This window comes from Rhodococcus sp. IEGM 1307 (genome assembly GCF_030056915.1).
GTDB classification, from domain to species: domain Bacteria; phylum Actinomycetota; class Actinomycetes; order Mycobacteriales; family Mycobacteriaceae; genus Rhodococcus_F; species Rhodococcus_F opacus_D.
Genome location: NZ_JASHKW010000004.1, coordinates 29,315 through 50,543 on the forward strand (window position 1 = coordinate 29,315; position 21,229 = coordinate 50,543).

The 21,229-nt window shown below is 64.7% G+C and carries 18 protein-coding genes and 1 pseudogene; 5 read left to right on the forward strand and 14 right to left on the reverse strand.

The annotated features are described in order from the left end of the window. Window positions 1-51: 51 nt before the first annotated feature. From QM841_RS08650 to QM841_RS08660, 3 genes are read right to left on the reverse strand one after another with little or no spacing between them, the layout of a single operon-like run. Window positions 52-825, reverse strand: coding sequence for a gamma-glutamyl-gamma-aminobutyrate hydrolase family protein (locus QM841_RS08650; RefSeq protein WP_283331621.1), 774 nt, complete (start codon window positions 823-825; stop codon window positions 52-54). Next, complete coding sequence (locus QM841_RS08655; RefSeq protein ID WP_005570163.1) at window positions 822-2,177, reverse strand: glutamine synthetase family protein; 1,356 nt, start codon at window positions 2,175-2,177, stop codon at window positions 822-824. Before QM841_RS08655 ends, QM841_RS08650 begins: the two co-directional genes overlap by 4 nt. Then, window positions 2,170-2,841: a hypothetical protein gene (locus QM841_RS08660; RefSeq protein ID WP_283331622.1), complete on the reverse strand. Its 672-nt coding sequence runs from the start codon at window positions 2,839-2,841 to the stop codon at window positions 2,170-2,172. Before QM841_RS08660 ends, QM841_RS08655 begins: the two co-directional genes overlap by 8 nt. A 154-nt stretch (window positions 2,842-2,995) precedes the next feature. Between QM841_RS08660 and QM841_RS08665 the strand changes: the two genes are divergently transcribed. Then, on the forward strand, window positions 2,996-3,964 hold the full coding sequence (locus QM841_RS08665) for an alpha/beta hydrolase (RefSeq protein ID WP_283331623.1): 969 nt from the start codon (window positions 2,996-2,998) through the stop codon (window positions 3,962-3,964). 182 nt (window positions 3,965-4,146) lie between these two features. Here the strand turns inward: QM841_RS08665 and QM841_RS08670 are convergent, their stop codons facing one another. The 5 genes from QM841_RS08670 to QM841_RS08690 all read right to left on the reverse strand — a co-directional run bounded on the left by QM841_RS08670 (window position 4,147) and on the right by QM841_RS08690 (window position 9,164). Continuing rightward, window positions 4,147-5,475, reverse strand: coding sequence for an NAD(P)/FAD-dependent oxidoreductase (locus tag QM841_RS08670; RefSeq protein ID WP_283331624.1), 1,329 nt, complete (start codon window positions 5,473-5,475; stop codon window positions 4,147-4,149). Between the two features lie 371 nt (window positions 5,476-5,846). Next, complete coding sequence (locus QM841_RS08675; protein WP_283331625.1) at window positions 5,847-6,830, reverse strand: hypothetical protein; 984 nt, start codon at window positions 6,828-6,830, stop codon at window positions 5,847-5,849. Between the two features lie 9 nt (window positions 6,831-6,839). Continuing rightward, window positions 6,840-7,241 carry a RidA family protein gene (locus tag QM841_RS08680; RefSeq protein WP_005570157.1) on the reverse strand — a complete coding sequence of 134 codons (402 nt, stop codon included), beginning with the start codon at window positions 7,239-7,241 and terminating at the stop codon, window positions 6,840-6,842. Window positions 7,242-7,269: 28 nt separating this feature from the next. After that, window positions 7,270-8,103: a phytanoyl-CoA dioxygenase family protein gene (locus tag QM841_RS08685; RefSeq protein WP_283331626.1), complete on the reverse strand. Its 834-nt coding sequence runs from the start codon at window positions 8,101-8,103 to the stop codon at window positions 7,270-7,272. Between the two features lie 635 nt (window positions 8,104-8,738). Then, a complete protein-coding gene (locus QM841_RS08690; protein WP_206016764.1) occupies window positions 8,739-9,164 on the reverse strand; it encodes an acyl-CoA thioesterase in 426 nt (141 codons plus the stop codon). A 123-nt stretch (window positions 9,165-9,287) separates the two neighbouring features. On the opposite strand from QM841_RS08690, the gene QM841_RS08695 reads away from it, so the two are divergent. Beyond that, complete coding sequence (locus QM841_RS08695) at window positions 9,288-10,841, forward strand: MFS transporter (RefSeq protein ID WP_283331627.1); 1,554 nt, start codon at window positions 9,288-9,290, stop codon at window positions 10,839-10,841. 147 nt (window positions 10,842-10,988) lie between these two features. Next, entirely contained in the window at window positions 10,989-11,633 is a 645-nt protein-coding gene (locus QM841_RS08700; protein WP_005570152.1) for a TetR/AcrR family transcriptional regulator, read from the forward strand. A 722-nt stretch (window positions 11,634-12,355) separates the two neighbouring features. Here QM841_RS08700 and QM841_RS08705 read toward each other — a convergent pair. Further along, entirely contained in the window at window positions 12,356-12,508 is a 153-nt protein-coding gene (locus QM841_RS08705; protein ID WP_283331628.1) for a hypothetical protein, read from the reverse strand. A 252-nt stretch (window positions 12,509-12,760) separates the two neighbouring features. Between QM841_RS08705 and QM841_RS08710 the strand changes: the two genes are divergently transcribed. After that, complete coding sequence (locus QM841_RS08710) at window positions 12,761-13,405, forward strand: PAS and ANTAR domain-containing protein (RefSeq protein ID WP_283331629.1); 645 nt, start codon at window positions 12,761-12,763, stop codon at window positions 13,403-13,405. A 74-nt stretch (window positions 13,406-13,479) separates the two neighbouring features. On the opposite strand, the gene QM841_RS08715 is transcribed toward QM841_RS08710, so the two are convergent. From QM841_RS08715 to QM841_RS08725, 3 genes and pseudogenes are all read right to left on the reverse strand, one after another. Beyond that, a complete protein-coding gene (locus QM841_RS08715) occupies window positions 13,480-13,734 on the reverse strand; it encodes a hypothetical protein (protein WP_283331630.1) in 255 nt (84 codons plus the stop codon). Between the two features lie 731 nt (window positions 13,735-14,465). Continuing rightward, entirely contained in the window at window positions 14,466-14,591 is a 126-nt protein-coding gene (locus QM841_RS08720) for a hypothetical protein (protein WP_283331631.1), read from the reverse strand. 737 nt (window positions 14,592-15,328) lie between these two features. After that, window positions 15,329-15,707 (reverse strand): annotated as a pseudogene (locus QM841_RS08725) (serine recombinase). 891 nt (window positions 15,708-16,598) lie between these two features. Between QM841_RS08725 and QM841_RS08730 the strand changes: the two are divergent. Beyond that, on the forward strand, window positions 16,599-18,260 hold the full coding sequence (locus tag QM841_RS08730) for a hypothetical protein (protein ID WP_283331633.1): 1,662 nt from the start codon (window positions 16,599-16,601) through the stop codon (window positions 18,258-18,260). 219 nt (window positions 18,261-18,479) lie between these two features. Here QM841_RS08730 and QM841_RS08735 read toward each other — a convergent pair whose 3' ends face one another. Further along, window positions 18,480-19,850 carry an MFS transporter gene (locus QM841_RS08735; protein WP_283331634.1) on the reverse strand — a complete coding sequence of 457 codons (1,371 nt, stop codon included), beginning with the start codon at window positions 19,848-19,850 and terminating at the stop codon, window positions 18,480-18,482. A 482-nt stretch (window positions 19,851-20,332) separates the two neighbouring features. Further along, window positions 20,333-21,034: a DUF998 domain-containing protein gene (locus QM841_RS08740; protein ID WP_283331635.1), complete on the reverse strand. Its 702-nt coding sequence runs from the start codon at window positions 21,032-21,034 to the stop codon at window positions 20,333-20,335. Window positions 21,035-21,229: the final 195 nt, after the last annotated feature.

Here is a 21,229-nt window from a genome sequence, read left to right on the forward strand (position 1 = left end):
AAGTAATTGTCGGCCGCCACCCTTCGGTGGCGGCCGACAGTCTTCCCCGAGTCAGATCCGCCGGTTGCCCTCGGCGACGATCCAGCTCAGCGCCGGATCGTCACGTTCCATCCACTCGGGATGCCACTGGACACCGAGCACCGCGGCCCCCGGCAGCTCGACCGCTTCGACGACGCCGTCGGCCGTGCGCCCCGTGACCACCAGGCCGGTCCCGCAGCGGTCGACCGCCTGGTGGTGCCACGAGTTGGTCACCGCGCCGGCACCGAACAGACCTTCCGCGATCGAGCCGGGCTCGAACGTCACCTTGTGGTCGTCGGCACCGTCGGTGAGCGGGGGCGAACTCGACTGATGCCCGACGGAGCCGGGCGGCAGGTCCGCGATCAGCGTGCCGCCCAGAGCGACGTTCAGGACCTGCAGGCCCCGGCACACCCCGAGCACCGGGATATTTCTGGCGAGTGCGGCACGCACGAGCGCGATCTCGTACTCGTCCCGCTCGGGGTCGTGGACCATCGGATTATCCCGTGGATCCACGTCACGGACCACCGACAGATCCCCACCCCAGTACGCGGGATGAACATCCTGACCTCCGGTGATGACCACGCCCGCCAGCCAATGGCAGAGTGCCTCCGGGTCGGCATCGTAGGGCAGGTTCACCGGAATCCCTCCGGCCCTGGCGATCCGGTCCGAGAAGTCGGACATGAAGGTGTCAGTGAGCAGGTGACCGTAGCGCTTGTCCAGCCCGTCGACCAGCCCCAGCCGGACCCGTCGGCCGGTGATGCCGATCATCGGCCGGATCGCGCCCGGCGTCGCGTTCCCCCCGCTCACGGGAACTCGAAGTATCGCGCCGACTCCCATTCGGAGAGCTCGGCGAACGGATCACCGCCTGCAGTGTGGAACTGCATCCACTCCCAGCGCCGGGTACCGACCCAGTAGTCGACGAACTCGTCGCCGAGCTGCTCGCGCAGGATCAGGTCGGTCTCCAGCGCGGCGGCCGCCTTGGTGATGGTGTTCGGCAGCCGCTCGAGGTCGGGCACACACCACGCCAGGTCGCTGACCGGCTCGGGTGGCTCTATCTCGCCGTCGAGGCCGGCGATCACACCGGCGAGAATGGCCGCGACCGCGAGGTACAGGTTCGCGTCGGCGCCGGGAACGCGGTATTCGAGGCGGGAGTACGCCGGGTGACCGCACACTGCGCGCACCGCGGTGCTCTTGTTGGCGATGCCCCAGGTAATCGTCGTCGGCGGGCCGCTCAAGTCGACCAGGCGGCGGTACGAGGTGATCTGCGGGAGCATGACCGATGCCGCCCCGCGCATGGTCGCGAGCAGTCCGCCGACCGCGTGCCGCATCGTGGGCGACGGCCCGTCCTCGGCGTAGAAGGCGTTGACCCCGTCGCGCTGCAGAGACAGGTTGACGTGCGAGGCCTGGCCGTAGCCCGCGGTCGGCTTGGCCATGAAGGTGACGGTGTGACCGCGCTCGAAGGCCACCTCGCGCATCACTTGCCGGGCGCGAGCCCAGTTGTCGCAGACCGAGATCGGGTCGCCGGGAACCAGGTTGAGTTCGACCTGACCCGCCGCGTCCTCGTCGCTCCACGCTTCCCACTCGATGCCGATCTCGTCGAGGCGACGGGCGACCGCCGACATGTAGTCGATCCAGTCCTTCGACTTCGCGAGGTGGTACGCGGTTCCGGCTGAACCGCCGAGTGGGGTCAGGTCGCGATATCCCTTTTCCCGGGCCTCGTGGATGGACTCCTGGAACAGAGTCGCCTCGATCTCGACCGCAACGGTTGCCGTGAAACCGCGCGTGGCGAGTCGGTCGACCAACTTTCGGGCGAGGTTGCGCGGACAGGTTCCGATGGGGCTGCCGTCGGCCTGCCAGTAATCACCGATCACGGACTGCAGACCCGGCTCCCACTGCACCAGCGTCGACATGTCAGGCCGGAACTGCACGTCGGACACGTGCCCACGCCACTCGGGGAAGGCGAAGCCGAAGGTCGGGGCGTTGCCCAGGTCGAGACCGAACAGGAGGTCGGCCATCGCGAAGCCCGAGCCCGCGCTCGCGGCGAACTTCTTGGGTGCCAGATTCTTGCCGAGGAAGCTGCCGTCGTGGTTGGTGGACTCGAGCCGGACCGTGTGCACGGGGGTCTCGAGCTCTGTTGCGGTGTAGGTGGTTTCAGACATCGTAACGAACCTTCCAGGATGCGGCGACCAGCACCGACAGCTGAGAGAACGTGCCGCGCACGCCGATCAGACCGGTGGACAGGGCGGCGATCAGGTCGTCGGCGCCCGAGAAGATGCCGGCCAGCAGCTCCGGTGGCCCGGCGATCACATAGTGGGTCTCGCCCTCACCGACGACGTGCTGATCCAGCCCCTCGGGGCCCTCCGTGATCGCGACGAGCATGTCGGGGATCCCCGACACCGACCGGGCCGCGGCCCAGAACGAATCCGCGGCGACCTTCCAGTCCGGCAGCGGCGGCGCCAGCAGTGCCAGCGCCGCGGCAGCGAGATCGTCGTCGCCTGCGACAACAGGCTCACCGACCAGGGCGAACCGGCCGTTCAAGTCGACGGTCAACGTGAGGTCGGGCTCGACGAACACACCGCTCGATACCGCGACGACACCGTCAGAGATGCTGATCGTCGCAGCCTGCGGGGTGTCGTGCGAGCGGACGGCCACAGTGCCTGCCACCGTCGCCACGACGGAGTCCGCACCGTTTGCGCGGACGGAATCGGCGATGGTCCGACCGATCAGCCGGACGATCGGACTCGCATCGTCCTCGATCCGAATGTCGAGCCCACCGACCGCGTCAGCCCCGCGTTTCGCGTGGCCGATCGTCGTTTCGGTCATCCTTCTGTCCTTTCGATTCGACGAGATCGTGTGCGCGGTACACCCGTCAGCAGCGGATCCCAATGGAAAACGTGTCACTGTCAAACGACTGGATCACGTGACTATGATGGTGAGGCACAGATCACTACTTGTCAACGACTTGCGAGGTTTCCCATTGAACGACGACGCTCCCACCTGGTGGAATCTGCTCGACGACCAGGCTCAGACCGTGGCCCAGATGATCACCCGCGTGCTGCAGAAACCCATTCGTGAGCTGGGACCGGAACAGGCCCGAGCGCTCTTGAACACGGCATCACCCGCCGAGCCGATCACGCCGCTGGACCATGTCGAACAACTGACCGTGCCGACCCGTGCGGGTTCGATCCGGGCTCGCCTGTACCGCGCGGACAGTGCCGGTGCGAAGGGCAACAGTCCTGCTCTGGTCTACCTGCATGGCGGAGGTTTCGTCCTGGGGACCCTGGACGGGGCCGACGAGCTGTGCCGCGCGATCGCCGCCGGATCCGGATGGACGGTCGTGTCACTGGACTACCGCCTGGCTCCCGAAAACCCCTACCCGGCCGCGTTGGAAGACTGCGTCGACGCGTACGCGTGGCTGAGCCGGACAGCATCGGAGTTCGGTATCGATCCGGGCTACATCGCCGTCGGGGGCGACTCCGCGGGCGGCAATCTCGCAGCCGCCCTGTGCCTGTACCGACGCGACGAGCACAGCACCCTCCCTGTGACGCAAGTACTCGCCTACCCCGCCGTCGACGAGACATTCACCGCGTCGTCGTGGTCGGAATTCGCCGACGCACCGATGCTGAGCGCCGCGGACGCCCGCTGGTTCTGGGAGCAATACGTCGGCGAGCACCACTCGGGCGGCGACCATCTCGCCGCACCGATGCGCGCCGAGTCGCTGCGCGGTCTGCCGCCTGCCCTGATCCTGACCGCGGAGGTCGACCCGATCAGGGACGACGCCGAGGCCTACGCGGCACAGTTGGGGCGCGACGGCGTACCCGTCTCGCTGACCAGGTATGCCGGCGTCTTCCACGGCTTTGTCACCGAGATCGGCGCGTTCGCTCAGGCCAAGCAAGCGATCGACGAGGTGTGCCTGCACCTGCGCGAGGTCCGAGACGGGGGTTAGTCGTCGACGACTGGGGCCGCGGTCACCCGACCGACAGCCAGCGGCACAACGCCAAGCGCCGCCGACGGCTGATATTCAACTCTCGCAGCGCGCCGAACACCACACATGGACCCAGTCGCGACCTCTGGACCAGCCGGTTCGGTTTGTCGCGAGCTCGGGGCCCGCCCCGCGACGACCATCCACTAACGGCCCGCGCGGCGGTCGCCGATCCGGTCCGCCAGCCACGCCGCCCGCAGCACCGGGTTGTGCAGGTACAGCGAACGGGGGAAGTGGTTCTCCGACTGCCACCACGGCATTATGTCCGGGTGGATTTCGTCGGTGGTGAGGCGATCGGCGAGGAGGCTACCGAGGTAGGGTGCCTGGCCGAGCCCGTGACCGTTGCAACCGATCGCGTAGTAGACGTTCTTCGACGCCTTACCGGCCACGGGCGCCCGCGAGGACGTCATGGCGATCCAGCCACCCCAGGTCTTGGTCACGGGCACATCACGCAGCGACGGGAACCGCGCACGGAAGGCATCGGTGAGGTCGGCCACCACAACGGGATCGGAGATGCGGTCGGAAATCGGGTTCTTCCCGATCTGCAGCCAACGCACCCCGACGGCGATCGTGTTGGTCGGGGTGACGTGATAGCTCTCCATTACGTTGTGCTTGGTCGCCAAGCCCGAACGGCTCGTCCAGCCGGTCGCCTCGATACGCTCGCGCTCGACCGGTGCGGTCTCGATCATGTTGACCCACACCGGCCGCGACAGCCGCTGCGGCGTGATCGCGAGTTCGGGCGCCCACGCATTGTTGGCCAGCACCACCTTCTTCGCGCGCACCCGGCCGAGCGGGGTAGTCACCGTTGCGCCGGAACCGATGTCGTCCACCGACTGTGCGGGCGATTGCTCGAATACCCGCACCCCCGATTCCAGCAGGGCCGCCCGGAGACCGAGGGTGAACATGCCGGGGTTCATCGTGCCGCCGGCGGGGGTCAGCAGGCCGCCGAGGAAGGTGTCGGGCAGGCCGAGTTCGTGCTGGTCCCCGAATTGCACCGTCGCACCGGCGTCGGACAGCGCTTGCGCGTCGCGTAGCGCCTTGCGCATCTGCCCCTTGGTGACTGCCGCCCCGACATTGCCGACCGCTTCGTAGTCGCACTCGATACCGAGCTGTTTGATCAGGTCCTCCGCGAACTGCACCGACGACCCGGCGAACCGGACCAGGTCACGCAGCAGCTGCGGGTTTACCTTCGCCAGGATCTGGGGCTCACCGGTCGGTTTGGCCGAGATCTGTCCGGCATTGCGCGAACTCGCCCCATAGCCGCAAAAATCCGATTCGAGCAGGACGACATCGACGCCGCGCTCGGCCAGTCGCAGCGCGGTCGCCATGCCGCCGAGACCGCCGCCGACTACGGCGACGTCACAGCTGATCGTGGCGTCCAGTGGTGCGGTGAGGTCGGTGGGCCGGCCGACCCAGCCGGTGAAAGTGGTGTATCTGGTGTCGGCGTCTTCGGCCGGTAGCGAACTCCCGTTCATGATGCACTCCTTGTGTTTCGGATGGAACCTAGAGACCCATGCCTTTGGCGATGATCGAGCGCATGACTTCGCTGGTGCCGCCGCGACTGTCGGCGTAGAGCGGGCAATCGTGGTGTGTGCCGTCGGCCGAGCGTGTTCGGTGATGTACGGCAGGCACAGATGTGCACTGGCGATCCACCGAACGTGACTCCGGCCCTGGCCATCTCCTTGGCTACTCTGCGATAGAAGTCCCTCGGCACGATGCCTGCGACGAGCCACTCGCCGAAGACCGGCACGAACTCGGCGTCGATGAAGGCGCGGGCGGTCTTTCGAAGGCTTCGTGGTCGTCGTAGTTCGCGCGGCGCACAGCGCCCACGCCTTACCTTGTTGGTTCAGATACCGAGTTGCATGGGGGTGTGCTGGCCGCCCGGCAGCGCCCCGAGCGCGCCGACGGCGTGCACGATGCGTGCGGCGGTACCCGGGTAGGGATCGAGTGCCGGGATGATACTCAGGGTGCACTCGGAGCCGTCGCCGCCGATCGCGGTGACCGTCAACGAGCGCTCGTAGCCCTCGAAAGACCCCTTGGGCAGTCCCTTCCATGCGATGCGGACGCGTTCGCGACCGTCGTGGACCACCATCGCGGCCTCGTCGAAACCCACCCTGTCGCCCGGGCTGATCTGGATGCCCGCCACCTCGGTGGCGGCGTCGGCTGTGACGTATCCGCCGTACACCTTCGACTCGTACCCGGTGAGGCCGAGGACATCGGCGATCATCTCCGCGGATTCGTGCAGCACCCCGCCCACAGGACCGGGTTGACCGTCTGCGAGTGTGCCGAGGCCCATCTCGTCGGCAAGGACGCCTCGGCCCCACGCGGCGATGTCGGAGCAGGACTCGCCGATGATCGAGACCGGCGCGGGCAGCGCACTGCTCAGCAGCGCAGGCAGCACGTCGAGCCAGAATCCAGGCAGCATGCCGGTGCCGACGATGCGCGCGCCGGTTCCCTCGGCGCGCGTCTGCAACCGCGAGTACATCTCGGGATCGAGCTTGACCCGGGGATGGACGAAGCAGGCGTGTACGAGGTCGACACCGGCATCGGCGCACAGTTCCATCGCCCGGTGCAGGACTTCGCCTTTCAGGCCGGCGTAGGCCAGGACGTCGAAGTCGCCGGAGCGGATCGCGCCCTCGAGGTCGGTGGTCGCCGTGATCCCGGTGGCTCGACCCCCGGTGAGTGTGCCGATGTCCTGGCCGGCCTGCTCGTCGAAGAAGACGATGGCGGTGGTCAGCGTGTGCGGGCTCGCCTCGATGGCGCCGACGAGCTGGGCGGCGGCGCGTCCGGTTCCGTAGAGTCCGACCCGGCGTGACTGCGTCGAATTCATTACCGCTCCTCAGTCGTTGGCATAGGCGACGACGCGGACTTCACACAGCAGCTCCGGGCGGGCGAGGTGTGTGACTCCGATGCCGGTCCAGCAGGGATACGGTTCCTTGATGTATTCGTCCTTGACCCGGCCGAAAGTTTCACCGTCACGGGCCATATCGGTGTGATAGGTGAGCAGTTCGAGAATGTTGTCCATCGAGGACCCGGCCGCTTCGAGGGCCTGCTTGACGCCGTCGAACGCGAACCGGGCCTGGGCCTCGATGCCGTCGGCGGGCGCCGAGGTGGCCGGGTCGATCCCGACCTGACCGGACACCCAGATCAGGTCACCGACGCGGGTGGCCGTCGAGAAATGCAGGTCATTGTGGTAACGCTCTGCACGCGGTCCGGGATTGAAGTTCTGACGCTTCGACATCGGGAAAGGTCTCCTGTTCTGGGATGGATTAGACGAGCTGCTGGAACACCGGCGAGCGGAACGCGTCGCCGGCGTTCAGCTTCGCCATCTCGTCGGTGAACAGCACGCCGTTGCGCGCGTAGCGCGGGTTCGACTTCGGCAGTTCGCGGAACGTCGCGTCGTCACCGAAGAATCGCAGCACCAGGGTGTGGCGATCGGGGCACTCGGCGTCGACGGCGGCGCCGCCGTGCAGCGAGCGGGGGTGCAGGAACACCACGTCGCCGGGATTGACTTCGAACGAGACGAGATCCCAGGAGTTCGGGTCCTTTTCCAGGTCCTTGTCGATCCACGGCAGCCGCGGCAGCGATCCGTCGCCGTACAGCGGTTCGGTGGGGTCGTCGGCGTTGGCGAAGCTGGCACCGTCGTACTCGATGCCCTTCCAGCTGCCACGCACGATTTCCAGCGAGTTCTTCTTGGGGACATGCTGGAACGAGATCCAGGCGTTGCCCCAGTCCGGGCCCGCCCACGGCAGATTCGAGGTGTCCTGATGAAATGGGCCGCGACCGCTCGCGCCGTTCTCCTTCACGAACACCTCTTCGGCGTAGTACCAGACGTGCTCGGAGTCCCACAGCTCGGCGAAGAATTCGCCGAACGGAAGCCTGGTCATCAATTCGTCGAGCCGTTCCTTGGCGGCCGGGTTGGCGTTGTCGATGTGGGTTTGCAGGCTCGTGCCGTCGAGACGACGGAAGACGAACGGGCCCGGGTTGGCCACATTCCACTTGAAGACCTCGTACAGCTCCGCGAGCTGTTCCGGGTTGAGGAAGTTGCGGACAACGGTAGCGCCGTCTTCCCAGAAGGCCTTCTTGACGGATTCGTCGAACATGGGGGTCTCCTAATTTCCTATCGGGTGACGCAGACCACGCTAACCGCTAGGCAATATTTGCACAACAGTCGTTTTGTAAATGGCCTACGGGGTAAAATCGTCCCGGCCCGCCCACTGTCGAAGGCGCTGACACCTCGAGCGGATACAGCGCGTGCTCCACGCAGACGACCTCCGCGGGCGGGCGCGATCACCTCAACCAGATCGGCGCGGGGCCCGCCAGGCCATCTCGGCGTCGTCGGCCACCAGACACCTTGCAGCCCAGGGCGCGCCACGGCCGACAGCGCGCACAATCTACGCAGCCGAGCCTGAACGAGTGATCGGCCGGGACCGAAGCGACGGCTCACAGCTGGCATCGGCTCCGGTGCCTGCGAGTTCGACCTCGCCCGAACCCGACACCCACACATTTACGGTGTTACGGCGCCGAACTGAGAGAAGGGCTGAGGTCGCCAATTCCTCGGCGAGTCGCATGATCACCGCCGTGCCGTCGGACAAGATTTCGGTGAACTCCCCCAGACAGCAGAAAGAACGGGTCGGCGATGGCAGTCATTGTTCGGCCCCACATCGTGGCGACCGAATCAGAATCCCTGGTGCGCAGATCACTGCGGTAAACCAGGACGGTTTGCACAACTATGTCGTTAGAAATTTCGGGGCCCGTGAGCTGGCGCTATTTCGCGAGTGAGCGCCGCCTTCTCCTCACCGGTCAGTGGGCGGCCGACCGCCTGGTCCTGATCCCAGGCGACGATCACGCTGACAGCTTCGACCACCACCGTGCCCGAATTGGTCGTCAGTCGCTCGTGCAGCCGGATGCTCGACGAGCCGACATGCTCCACCGCGAACGAGCCGCAGAGCACCCGTTCGCCAAGTGAGGCGGGGGCCCGGAAGTCCAGCTCGAGCCGGGCGACGACATACCCCCAGTCTGGAACCAGGGAGCCGACGACGCTGTCGAGCCAGCGGCCGCGGCCATCGTCGAGGATTGCCACCAGGGCCATGTGCGAGACGTGCCGATAGGCATCGACGTCGTTCCAACGCAACGGAATTCCGATGACCTGCGATGTGTCCATCCACCTCACCTGCTCACTTTCTCAGGGTCCGCCCGCCGACCAGCTCATGACGGGCCGGCCTCCGCGGCCGGCAACTCGGAGTTTACATAACCACTGTTGCGTTAATCATGGTGAGTCGATAATGTGGCGTGCGTCACCCTAAGAGCAGAGGGCCGGAGCCCGGCGAGGGAGACCGTTCCGCTCGCAGGCGTCCCCCACGTGTCGACGCCTCCATCCCCATCACACCGCGACGGTGTGATCGACATCAGTGAGCACACCTTGACACAGCAGCCCACCACTTCCGACCGTGTCAGCCCACCCCTGTACGGGCCCGAAATCGTCGCCCGACTGGACCGGCTCCCGGTATTGAAACCACACATCCTGTGGATTGCCCTCATCGCGATCAATTTGATGATCGAGTATTACGACAACGGGCTTTTCATCTACATCGCACCGGCACTGCAATCCGACGCGGATCTCACCACCGGCCAGATCGGCACCATCGGCAGCGCTTTCTTCGTCGGCATGCTCGTCGGCGCGCTCATCGGCGGGCGACTGGCCGACCGGTTCGGACGCCGCACGGTGCTGGTGTGGGCGACAGTGGTCTACTCCCTCGCCTCACTGATGTCGGCGGCAATGCCCGAGTACTCCTGGCTCCTGGTCTCCCGGATCATCACCGGCATAGGTGTGCAGGCGGCGACCTCGGTCTTGCTCGTGTACATCGCCGAGATGTTCCCGTCGAAATCGCGGGGACGCTTCGTCGCCATCGCCACGATCGCCTTCACTCTCACTGCCCCCATCCTCGGCGCCCTGTCGCTGTACATGCTGCCCAACAGCGCGCCGGGAACCTGGCGCTACCTGTTCCTCTTCGGCACAATCGGCTTGCTCATCGCCCCCGCCGTCCGTCTGTTGCTCCCGGAATCGGTGCGCTGGCAGGTCGGCCAAGGAGATCTCGACGCCGCCGACAAGCAGGTCGCCGACCTCGAAGGCAGGGCCCGGCACGCGGGTAAACCGCTGCCGGAGCCCGTCGTACGCATCGAAACCGGCACCCAATACACCCTGCGCGAACTGGTGCGAAACAAGAAAATGCTCCGGCTGGTCGCCGTCGTCGGCTTCGGTTGGTTCGGCGCCACGCTCGGGCTCTACATGTATCAGAATTGGTCGGTCTATGTGCTAATCGATTCGCTGCAATACTCCGAGACCGACGCCTACACACTCCAATTCGTCTGGTCGCTCGTGTATGCGCTCACTCCACTAGTCACCGTATTGCTGATCGACCGGATGGAGCGTAAAACGCTCATTCTCTGGTCGTCTGCGGCTTCGGCGCTCCCGATCCTGGCGCTCGGCCTCGCTACCAGCAATGTCGTGGTCGCCATCGCGGGCGGCGCCGCGGGCATTCTCACCGGTGTCGTGTTTTCCGTCTATTACGCCTACATTCCCGAAACAATGCCCACCGAGGCCCGAGGTCTGGGCACCGGCGTCATTTTCAGTCTCGGCCGACTGGGTGGCGTTCTCTCGGGCGTGCTCGGCGCCGCCATCTACAGCGCAGACGAATGGGGTCTCGACCGGTCGGGCCTGATGATCAGCGCAGCCGCGGTGTACATCGTGTCCGCGATCACGGTGTTCGGGTTCGGCCCGAAGACGGCCAACAAGTCGTTGGAAGAAGTCTCGGCGCGCGAGTTGCGACCTGCCGACTGACCACAGTCGCGTACGAGCGGGCCGCCCGGTCTGGAAAGGCCCGGCGGCCCGTAGTCGCCAGGAACTGAAACCACGTTGGAAGGCTGCTCGGCACCGTGCAGATGCCTGCGGGTCGATCCGGGGCGGCGTCGATGTGATGATGGGACCATGCTGACGCAGACGAACGACCCGGATGGTGCCGAACACACGGCACGCCCGATGCGAGGACCCGGGCGCCCGGTAGGCGATCACGAGGAGAAGAGGGCGGAGCTGCTCAGAGCGGCAACCAGCGTCATCGCCGAGCAGGGGTTCGCGAGAGCGTCGCTTCGAAAAGTCGCCGAACGCGCTGGATATACGACGGGGGCGGTGACCTACTATTTCGCCAACAAGAGCGACCTCGTCCACGCGCTCGCGGAAAGCCGCTTCGACCGGTACGACACACTGCTCGACGCCGTCGCACCGGAGGCAGACATTCGTGGACTGCTGCAGCAATGGCTGGAAATGTCGGTCGGGGAACCGGAATTCTCCCATGTGATGTCGCAACTGCTGGCCAATACGCAATTCGACGCGAAATTGCGGGAGACCATCGCTCGGCGATATGCGAGTTATCGTGCGCGCTTCGCCGACGTTGTCCGGGAAGGCCAGCGGCGCGGCACGATCCGCGATGACGTGTCCGCGGTGATCCTCGTCGATCAAATCGGGGCGATGGGTGACGGGTTGGCGATCATCGCCCCCCTCGAGCCTCACAACTTCGGCGCAGACAAGATCGAGCTGATACTCGATGGGGTGATCCGGCTCATCTCTCCGCCGTAGCGGCGATGAGCCGGAGCGGCTTCAGCCGCGGCGCAGTTCGTGCTCGAGGACCTTGCCGGTGGCGCCCTTCGGGAGCTCGGCAACCAGTGGAACGTACAGGGAGACTTCTAGCGGCCGGTACTGATTGGCGTACTCGGTCAGCGCCTGCCCGTCGGACGGCGCTGCCGGACTTCAGCATCACGAAGGGCTCGACCCTCCTCGCCGAGTATCCTGCGCCAACGAATCGTCCTTGAAAGCCGACGCTTGGACCTGGGGTGAGAATTTCAAGTGGCGCCCTGGTCTTGGTCAACTCTGCTCTGCCGGATCGGAATGGCCCGAACCGCGGATTCTCACGGTCGGGTTATCAGAGGATCCCGCGATCTCGTCAATATTCTCGACCTCCAGGTCGACCGTGGCGTTTGTCGACAACCAGAGAAACGCTCGGGCCAACTTGCAGGATTAGACGTCCTTGCTGACACCAATTTGAGAAACTGCCACGCTGCTGACACGAAATCGAGACGACTGACATCGAACTCGAGAACCTACACCACCTCCAACAAACCTTCGTCCTGGTCTCGAGTGCTCCGTGTCACTCATGGTGTGCGCACTAGGCACGATAATTTCACGCCGTTCAGTGCCGAGAGCGGGACTGCTCGTCGGTCTGCATCGCCAGCACTACAGCGAACGCGGTGATCAGCAAACCCAGCAGAAGCAGCACATTCATTTTTGTCGCCCTTAATGTGTCAGCGTGGACCCGTCTGGTGGACCGGCCGTCGGTCGTCGGCATACATGGCCTCGAACCTCGCTTTGATCTCCGCGGTGCTCATGCCGCCGCTGCGCCGCACCGGCGGCGGCGAGGTGATCGAAGACGCCGGAATCATCGAGGCTGTCGTCATGCGCGCCCTGCCTTTCATCGTGTCCGCGGACTCGGCACACCCTGTTGGTGTGCACCTCCGTCACAGAGATGTGACTCGCTTCACATTTTCTGCTGTCAAGGTTGTACCTCACCGACCCTGTCGGCGCCAACCCTTCCCTGCCGCAGCACAGTTGACGCCTTCTGCGCCGCCGAGTCGCGACGCGGCCGGAGGCCGTCTCGGCCACGGGACCACGGCAACTCTCCGGCTACCGCGATGCGCTAGAAATAGGACGTGAACTCAGAGCAGGTATTCGGTGGGGAACCGCAGCGGGTGGGCAGTTTTCGATTCTTCCTGGACGGGCAGCGGTGGGAATGGTCCGATGCCGTCGCCCGGATGCACGGCTACCAGCCCGGCGAGATCGTCCCGACCACCGAACTGCTGCTCTCCCACAAACACCCCGAGGACCACCCCCACGTCGCGCGGGTACTGGACCGGATGATCAGCGCCGCCGAACCGTTCAGCAGCACACACCGCATCCTCGACACCACCGGCACAGTCCACCAGGTCGTCGTCGTCGGCGACCGGTTGCGCGACGACACCGGTGCCGTGGTCGGCACAACCGGGTTCTACATCGACCTCACCGACTCCTACCGCGACGAAGTGAAGGAGTCGGTCGACGAAGCTGTCGCCGAACTCGAACAGTCACGAGCGGTGATCGAGCAGGCCAAGGGAGCGCTGATGCTGGTCTACGGCATCTCCGCCGACCGGGCGTTCGACATCCTCACCTGGCGCTCACAGCAGACCAACACCCGGCTACGCATCCTCGCCGAACAGATCGTCGCCGGATTCGGCCAGTGCGAATCCGGCGCGAGTCTGCGCACCCAGTTCGACCACCTTCTGCTCACCGCCCACGAAGGAGCCCCGCGCCCGGTGTAAGTGACGGCGGCCCCGGGTCGGGGTCGTCACCCCGCAGAACCGGGACCGGAATGTCCGGATCAAGCACACGGACGTCAGGCGCAGTGTCGTATCAGCCGCCAGCCGCGGTGGGCGGCTGCGTAACCGGCGGCCGCGCCGAGGCACGCACTGATAATCAGGCCGGCCACCAGGAACGGGATGGGGTCCACCGATTCCATGCGCCCGGCGCCAGACCCGACGTACCCCGTGGTGAAGCGCACCGGGTACGACAACCACCAGGCGAACAAGCTGGTACACACCAGGCCCGCGCCGAGTCCGAGGGCCGTTCCGATCAATATCAATGTCCGCACAAGATCAACTTCGCGATCACCAGCTGTGCTGTTACCGCGGCGCCGGCCCGAGTGCCGTGGTAACACCCTCGGCACGGCATATTCCGTCCCACCTGCCCGGAATCGCCAGTCGAGGTGCTCCGAAAGCGATCTGCAGAGCAAAAATTGTCCTCAGCTGGCGTTTTGCCGAGACGCTGCGGACACTGACGGTGAGGCACTCACTCCACTCCCCCGCCGGCACTGCGCCCACCAGAAACGATCTGCAGCAACCACCCGTTCGCATGGAGTGCGCGTGCCCGCAGCAGCGGAAACAGGTGTGATTAGTAGCCCCTCTTACGCGTGATTACCGCCCAGTCAGTTCGTGGAGGTACCCAGGCCCGCACCGTTGCTGGCCATAGGTGAACACCCCTCTCTCTCTCCATCCATCCACTCCATCCAAGCTATGCGGACCTACCCTCCAGAACGACCCCGGTCGAGTGGAGACGTCGTTCAGGCCACCTCCGGGATGGAGGTAGCGATGGGGCACTGTCCACGGCGGCGCGTCTCGTAGTCGATCGGCGACAAGTGGTCGATCGATGAGAGCAATCGGTCCGCGTTGAACCAGCGGACCCACTCCCGGTCATACTGCTGGAGGGCGCGATGACTTCTCCGTACAGGACGCCCGATCGGCACCCACGATCGAGTGGTACAACTTCTAGGGCCACCACCTCTACCCTTCTCGACCCTGGCGAGCTTGAAGCCGAGAAAGTTGATCAGCCGTCGACATGGAACACGCGCCGACCGTGGTCGGCTGAACGGCGCAACGCGGCCTGGATGGCGGCGGTGCCACCGATTCCGCCGGCGAGGACGAGGAACAGTAGGGCGACATTGAGGTTCACGGGACAGGCCCTCCTCGGGGTGGACCAATATGGGTCCGGGTGCGGATCATTATGTGGTATAGCATAATTCGCGCATCCGGCATAGCTCGGCAACGAGGGCGAAGAGGTGACGCTGTCGTCAGCGAAGATCGCGGCGGGTAAGAACTTTGATCTCCGCGATACTGATCGACCCGGCACCGGCGAGGGTCGACGCTGCCCTGTGGTCGGATGTCGTACTCATGGTGGACGATTCCCGCCTTCGTCTAGAATCAGTTGGTTGGCTCCGAGTGCAATCGGTCAGATCACGGACGAACATGCAGTCATCCCACGAGAAGACCGCGGGTCATCGCCGCCGTTACACCCTCACCAGAACAACGTGCCCACCCACGAACGCGAGAACGGCGACGGACCGGCGAAACTGTGAGCCGCTCTGCCCGCCATCGACCGATCCGTCCAGCACCCACACTACGACCTCCGGAGCACCTACTCCCCCAATAGCATTCCAGTGAATCCTGCTATTGCTCTAGATTTCGTGCCAATGAATCTCTGCCGCACGTCGCCGACATACGGGCCACGCCGTACCGAAACTCATACTATGAAGAATCGACCGATGCGGTCTGCCCTTCGCGCCGCAGGGTGCGCGTACGCGGACACCTACCGCAGGGGACCACCGGACTGGTGACCTCGTCGGTGTCGGCGCAACGTGCCCCGACGACGGTGCAGAGCCCAACGGTTGACCGGCCGAGTCGTTCTCTCATTTATTTCACTACCGCCGTCGTCACGGATGCCTGCCCAAGCGGGGCCGCCAGACGCTGGCGCAACTTCACTTCGTGGGCGTCGTCCTTGGACCTCAGAGGTTTGCCGGTCTTGGCCACCCGACGGCCGGCAACAGTCAGCATCGGTCGTGGAATCCCGATCCCCATTACCGGCACGCCTGTCAGGAAGTTCTCCTTGAAGAGAAACATCGAGGCGTCGGACACTTCGTCGTGGGTGAGCGCCGAGGCCACCCACCCGACTTCTGCTCCGATGGCATCCGCGTCTAGAATCGGGCTGCGATAGCCCCCCCGCTGTCTTCGCTAGAAGCCAACGCAGAACAGCGTCACGAACCGCCCACTGACGATCGGTAGCTGCACTCACATTTCAGTCCTCCAGATAGATGCCACTAACGCTGCCCTGCACCATAGCCATCGGCAGGAAATACGCAAGCTTCGTGAAATTTACTGCGCGCCTTGCACCTCGGAAGCTCTGACTGCCACTGCAGGAAAATCGGGGTGCACGCTACTGAGACGTAGAGCATCTCCAATAGGAGGTACAACCCGGTGACGATGCTCCAACCGACCCCGCCGTCACGACCCGCCTGTACTTGAGCCGCCCCATATCGGCCGCTGAACTGGACTTATTTCTTTTGTTGGGTATGGTCGAAGCCAGTTCGCGGTTGCCGATTCGGAAAGGACCGACAATGGCTGACAAATCCGCCGTCAAGAGTTCGAAACAGTCTGCACGTACCCTCAAGGAGCGCCGAGCGGAGAAGCGAGAGAGGGCCCTCGAGTCGACCCAATTCGACCGAAAGCGTAAGAGCTGAAGGATAACTGACATCAACACACCACGCCACCCTCTTCACTGCCTGAGGATTGACGATATTGCCCGGGAATACAGCCAAAAAGCCTGACCCGCGCCCACAGCAGAAGGAGCAGCCCGGAAGAGACCGGCTCGGCGTGACGATATCACCGCTGCACTCTTCCGATTTCCTATAGGAGCGAACAAGACTCACACGACCCTGACAAGTTCAATGGAGACACGCCATAAGTTCTCGGTTCGCCCTGCGTGTGACCACCTGATCGGGGGGCCAACTTCCGGCCTCTGGCATGTCGTCCCGGCCGCTCCCGGCCGGGACGACATGTTTCCCAAGAAGTCAGGCTGAGCGAGACAAGAGCAACTCACACAACATCCGGCGAGATCACTGTCTCCTGTGCCGACCCTCAGGGTCGGCACAGCAGTGCCGGACCGTCGAGAAACTATGAAACAGAAATGAATCGTCCGGGACTCGTCACCCGACGGCCTGACCCGACCTCACTGTCGTCGAGGAAACGCCAGGCAACGTTGCGGGTCATCCTGCTGCCGTTGGATATCGCCGAAAGCGCCGACCCGGTCCCGGTTCCCGCGGTCGACTATGTCGAACCGTTCCTGCCTGCCCGCATCAGCGCCCCCACCACCACCGGAGACGATGGACCCCACGCACAGTTGCTGGCGTTCCGACACATCGTCGACCGCAGCAGTCCACCGATAACCTTCGGCATCGCACTCGATAACCAGCGCGCGCCTGACAGCCCGCAACGCCCGTACGTCGGCCCACCGGCAACGTGCCTGTCACTGTGGGAGGTTCCTGGCAACGGACTCGTATTGGCCTGCGAGGAACTTGCCCCCGACCGCACCGGCGGTCTGATCGACCGACATCATGACCCGCTCCGCGGCGACGGTAGCCCCGAACTCTGGACCGCCATCGAAGCATTTCTTCGACCCTTCGGACTGACGCCCGAGGCGAGCCCGATCGACGTATTCCCGCGACTGGACACCCGACTGCCCAGATCCGAGGTCTACCGACGGCTGCGCAGCCTGACAATGCACAGCCCTCCCCGGACCGATCGCGACACCGTCGAGGGCCTGGTCATCGAGGTCCACACCGACGGGGTCGATACGGTACGGCGACTGGTCGACGAACCGAGCACCACACCCTGCACGGAAGCCGCGTCCCCCTCCTACCGTGGACTATTACGCTGGCACCGGGCCCCGCTCACCGACAGGCCGTGGCGTCCGGGGTCAGGGATCGCGATTCGCGAGGACGCCCGCGTCCTCGCCGTCGACCTCGGCGCCACCGCTACCAGTCCCGACTACCTCGATCGGGGCACCCGTAACATGCTCTACGGCCTCATCGGCTGGGTCGCCCTCCGCGCCCAGCACTCGGCGGACCACCGCCGCGTACTATCGCTCCTGCGCAACCGCCGCCACCTGTGCGAACGCGGCGGGCTCGCGGGCCTCGGCGACATCGCGGCGGCCCGCACACGGATGATCGAGACACGGCTTCTGCAAACACATCTCACCAGTGCACATCGATGCCCGCCATGGATCGCATCGACACACCTTCGATCAACGCTGGTCCACCGCACCGCCGACGAGATCGCTCTCCTACATACCGATCTCGGTAAGCTGTGTGACAGTGCTGAAAGCAGTCTCCTGCACCACGCTGCCGCCTCCGCCCGAGACCGGCGGTCCACGCTCGTTGCGGTCGCGGCCGCCGGTGCGCTGTTCGCGACGTCGCTTCACGCGGCCGGCGCGGCATCGCTGGAGGATTTACAGCGCTGGGGGCTCACCGTGGCGGTTGTCACCGCGATCGGCGCTGTCGCCCTACTCGAGGGTGTCGCACGTCGTCGCCCCTCCGGGACACTGACGATACCGAGACCGGTCTCGCCGCCGCTGGCCTCGCCCGCCGTGAAGCCTGTCAAGGATCTCGAACGTCGACGGCGCGAATCCATCTTCCCATTCGAGACGGACCTGTGGCGCACAGCTCCGCCTCGCCGCGAAATGACGCCTACTCTGCGAGAGTGCCTAGAGGCCAACAACCTTTCCGACTTCGGACCGTCCATCTCACCGCCGGTGATGGCGAGTCGGTCGTCCCGTCCAGAATCAGAATAGACCCGACCTTCAGGACACCTGCACGGGGCACGATGGCGACCGAGAGGTTCCGGCGCGACACTCGCGGCTGTTTCTTTCCGCCACGAGCAGGGACTGCCATTCGCAAACTGCTGCCATTTTCAACCGAGCGGCTCGGTGCGCCGGCCGGGCACTTATTCGGCCAGCACGGGCCAGCACTGCCGTCACCGATCTCCCGGAACCCGGACCGCGGGAATCAGCTCAGCGGGGACCTGAAGACACGGGCACGCCCCAAGCGCTCCCCTGCTCGCGATCGAGCACCGTGACCGCCTTGTTCTTCAGCCCGAAGATGTAGACCAGCAAGCTGACCCCGATCACTACCGTCACATAGAAGATGAACCAACCGACGTGACCGGCCGACTTTGACGCCTGGAAAAGCACCGGCGCCGTACCGCCGAAGATGGAGTTCGCGAGCGCATATCCCAGGCCCACACCCAAGGCACGGATGTCGGCGGGGAACAGCTCCGCCTTCACGATCGCGTTGATCGAGGTATACCCGGTGAGGATGACGTAGCCGACCGCGACCAGCGCGAACGCCATCAGCGGCGAGGTGGTCTGCGGAAGGAAGGTGAGCAGCACATAGGTGTAGAGGACACCACCCACACCGAAGAAGATCAGCAGCGGCTTGCGCCCGACGCGGTCGCTGACGAGGCCGCCGATCGGCTGCAGCAGCAACAGAAAGATCAACCCCAGCAGGTTGATCCACGTTGCCGTCAGCGCATTGTCGGCCCCGAAGGTGGATTTCACAATCGCCGGCGCGTTGACACTGTAGGTGTAGAACGCGACCGTGCCACCCGCGGTAATGAGGAACACCAGCAGCAGCGGACGCCAGTGTTTGGTGAACAACGCCGTCAAGGAACCCGCCGTCCGGTCCTCACCCGCACGGATGGCCTTCAGATGCGACTCGCTGAGCGACTCGTCCATCGAACGCCGAATCCACAGCACGACCAGTGCGGCTATGCCGCCGATGAAGAAGCCGATCCGCCATCCCCAATCCTCCAACGCCTCGACATCGAGAACGCTGAGCGCGATCAGGAGCGTGAACTGCGCGAGCACGTGGCCGCCCACGAGGGTCACGTACTGGAAAGACGACAAGAAGCCGCGCCGATTCGCGGTCGCCGCTTCGGACATGTACGTCGCCGAGGTGCCGTACTCCCCACCCGTGGCGAATCCCTGCACAAGCCGAGCGAGGACCAAAACCACCGCCGCCCAATACCCGATGATTTCGCGCGTCGGCATGACCGCCACCACGAAGGAGCACGATGACATGATGGTGATGCTGAGCATCAGGGCGGACTTGCGGCCACGACGGTCGGCGAACCGGCCGAAGAACCAGGACCCCACCGGTCGCATGACGAAGGTGACCGCGAAGATCGCGTAGATGTAGAGCGTGGAGTTGGCGTCGTTCTCGTCGAAGAACTGCGCCTCGAAGTACGTGGCGAAGACCGTGTAGATGTACACGTCGTACCACTCGACGAGGTTTCCTGCCGAGCCCTTCATCGTGTTGAGCACCGCCCGCCGGGTGCTCGTCGGAGCGCGGGTTGGACTGGACGGAGTCGCGTCATCGCTCATCCGTAGACGATAACGGATCGACCTCCCACGCCTGGGCGAGTCGCCCTAGGGGCGGTCTCAATTCGGTCCCGGTTCGTCACCACGCAGTCAGGGCACCGAAGGATCAGCGAACAACACCCGGCGCAAGCCCTGGCAGGCGGCGATCACGGTCGTCGGCATAGACAGGAAGACTGTCCCACCTGAATCGACAATTCTTCCCTGCGAAGCAGACGACGAATCTCAGCCCAATCTTCCACATCCTTCGTCTCTCCCGACTCGACTCGCGTCAAGATCAGTGCGCAGGGGGTCAAAACTGAGAGTACGGCGCATTCAAGCGGTGGTCGCAACACTGTCGGTTCACGGTGCCAGAATCTCGGGCAGAACCTGTGCCGGTGTTCGCCAGTCGAGGTTCTCGCGTGTCGGTTGTTCAGACACTCACAGCGTGTTCGTTCGTGCCGACCACGGACCCGCCCTGCACGTGTCGAGCGTGGCGCGGCAGGCGTTCATCGCCGTACCGTGCGGTTGTTCGACAGTGCTGCCCTCTTCCAAGGGACAGAGACCGGATGTCGGCCCAGGGACCGCCACATGGAATTTGTCGCGGTAGCTGGCCGCGAAGTGGCGGTGCGCGGGTGGAGAGCACGCAGCGAGAACTCGACATTGCGGAACACCGTGCGGCGTGCCAGCGCCATCAGGACCGCCATGCCGGTCACGGCCATCCACATCGGCAGCGGGTAGAGAGCGAGACGCTCCCCCAGGCCGAAATGGAGCGCCTGTCCCAGCATGAGGCCGGCGCCGACTAGGCCCACGAGTGCGCACAGGGCCGACCACAGAGCGACCAGCCGCTTCTCATTCCACATATGCCAGGCGATGAGCACGAGCACCACGTGGCGCGCCACGAAGCCCGGCAACACGGCCGACCAGTGGATGATCGTTCCATCGTTCGCCGGAAACAGTCCGGTGGCAGCGGTGCTGACCGCGATGATCACGGCAAGCGAGAGTATCCACTTCTTCTCCCGGCCACTTCTTATGTGCTGATGAAGAAACAGTGCACCGAGGAGGGTGAGCACCCCGAGCGCGACGAACGTCGAATTCATGACGTCGTGCATCGGTGAGCAGGATCCGACTTCGCAGGTCGTCACGCCCAGGGAGCTGATCGAGTCCTGCGCGAAGCTGTAAGGCGTGCTCCACGCCGCCGCGGTGAACACCTCCGCCAACAAGTAGGCGAACGAAAGTACCCAGGCCGTGCCAGCTGCTGCGTGGCGAAGATTGTGGGTTCTCGGTGATGTTCCGGCGCGGTGTGGATTGCTGATGGTGCATTCTCTCCGTCGAACGAGATGTGTCGAGCGAGGCCGGAACGGACCGGCCCGGATGATATCCGTAACTCTACTGCCCGACCCTGA

What these genes read in the sequence shown, in the direction of transcription:
- QM841_RS08705 (WP_283331628.1), bottom strand. Translation starts at nt 12,508, where the DNA reads ATGACGACAGCCTCGATGATTCCGGCGTCTTCGATCACCTCGCCGCCG.
- QM841_RS08655 (WP_005570163.1), bottom strand. Translation starts at nt 2,177, where the DNA reads ATGTCTGAAACCACCTACACCGCAACAGAGCTCGAGACCCCCGTGCAC.
- QM841_RS08675 (WP_283331625.1), bottom strand. Translation starts at nt 6,830, where the DNA reads ATGAATTCGACGCAGTCACGCCGGGTCGGACTCTACGGAACCGGACGC.
- QM841_RS08735 (WP_283331634.1), bottom strand. Translation starts at nt 19,850, where the DNA reads ATGAGCGATGACGCGACTCCGTCCAGTCCAACCCGCGCTCCGACGAGC.
- QM841_RS08685 (WP_283331626.1), bottom strand. Translation starts at nt 8,103, where the DNA reads ATGTTCGACGAATCCGTCAAGAAGGCCTTCTGGGAAGACGGCGCTACC.
- QM841_RS08690 (WP_206016764.1), bottom strand. Translation starts at nt 9,164, where the DNA reads ATGGACACATCGCAGGTCATCGGAATTCCGTTGCGTTGGAACGACGTC.
- QM841_RS08670 (WP_283331624.1), bottom strand. Translation starts at nt 5,475, where the DNA reads ATGAACGGGAGTTCGCTACCGGCCGAAGACGCCGACACCAGATACACC.
- QM841_RS08730 (WP_283331633.1), top strand. Translation starts at nt 16,599, where the DNA reads ATGAATCGTCCGGGACTCGTCACCCGACGGCCTGACCCGACCTCACTG.
- QM841_RS08660 (WP_283331622.1), bottom strand. Translation starts at nt 2,841, where the DNA reads ATGACCGAAACGACGATCGGCCACGCGAAACGCGGGGCTGACGCGGTC.
- QM841_RS08680 (WP_005570157.1), bottom strand. Translation starts at nt 7,241, where the DNA reads ATGTCGAAGCGTCAGAACTTCAATCCCGGACCGCGTGCAGAGCGTTAC.
- QM841_RS08700 (WP_005570152.1), top strand. Translation starts at nt 10,989, where the DNA reads ATGCTGACGCAGACGAACGACCCGGATGGTGCCGAACACACGGCACGC.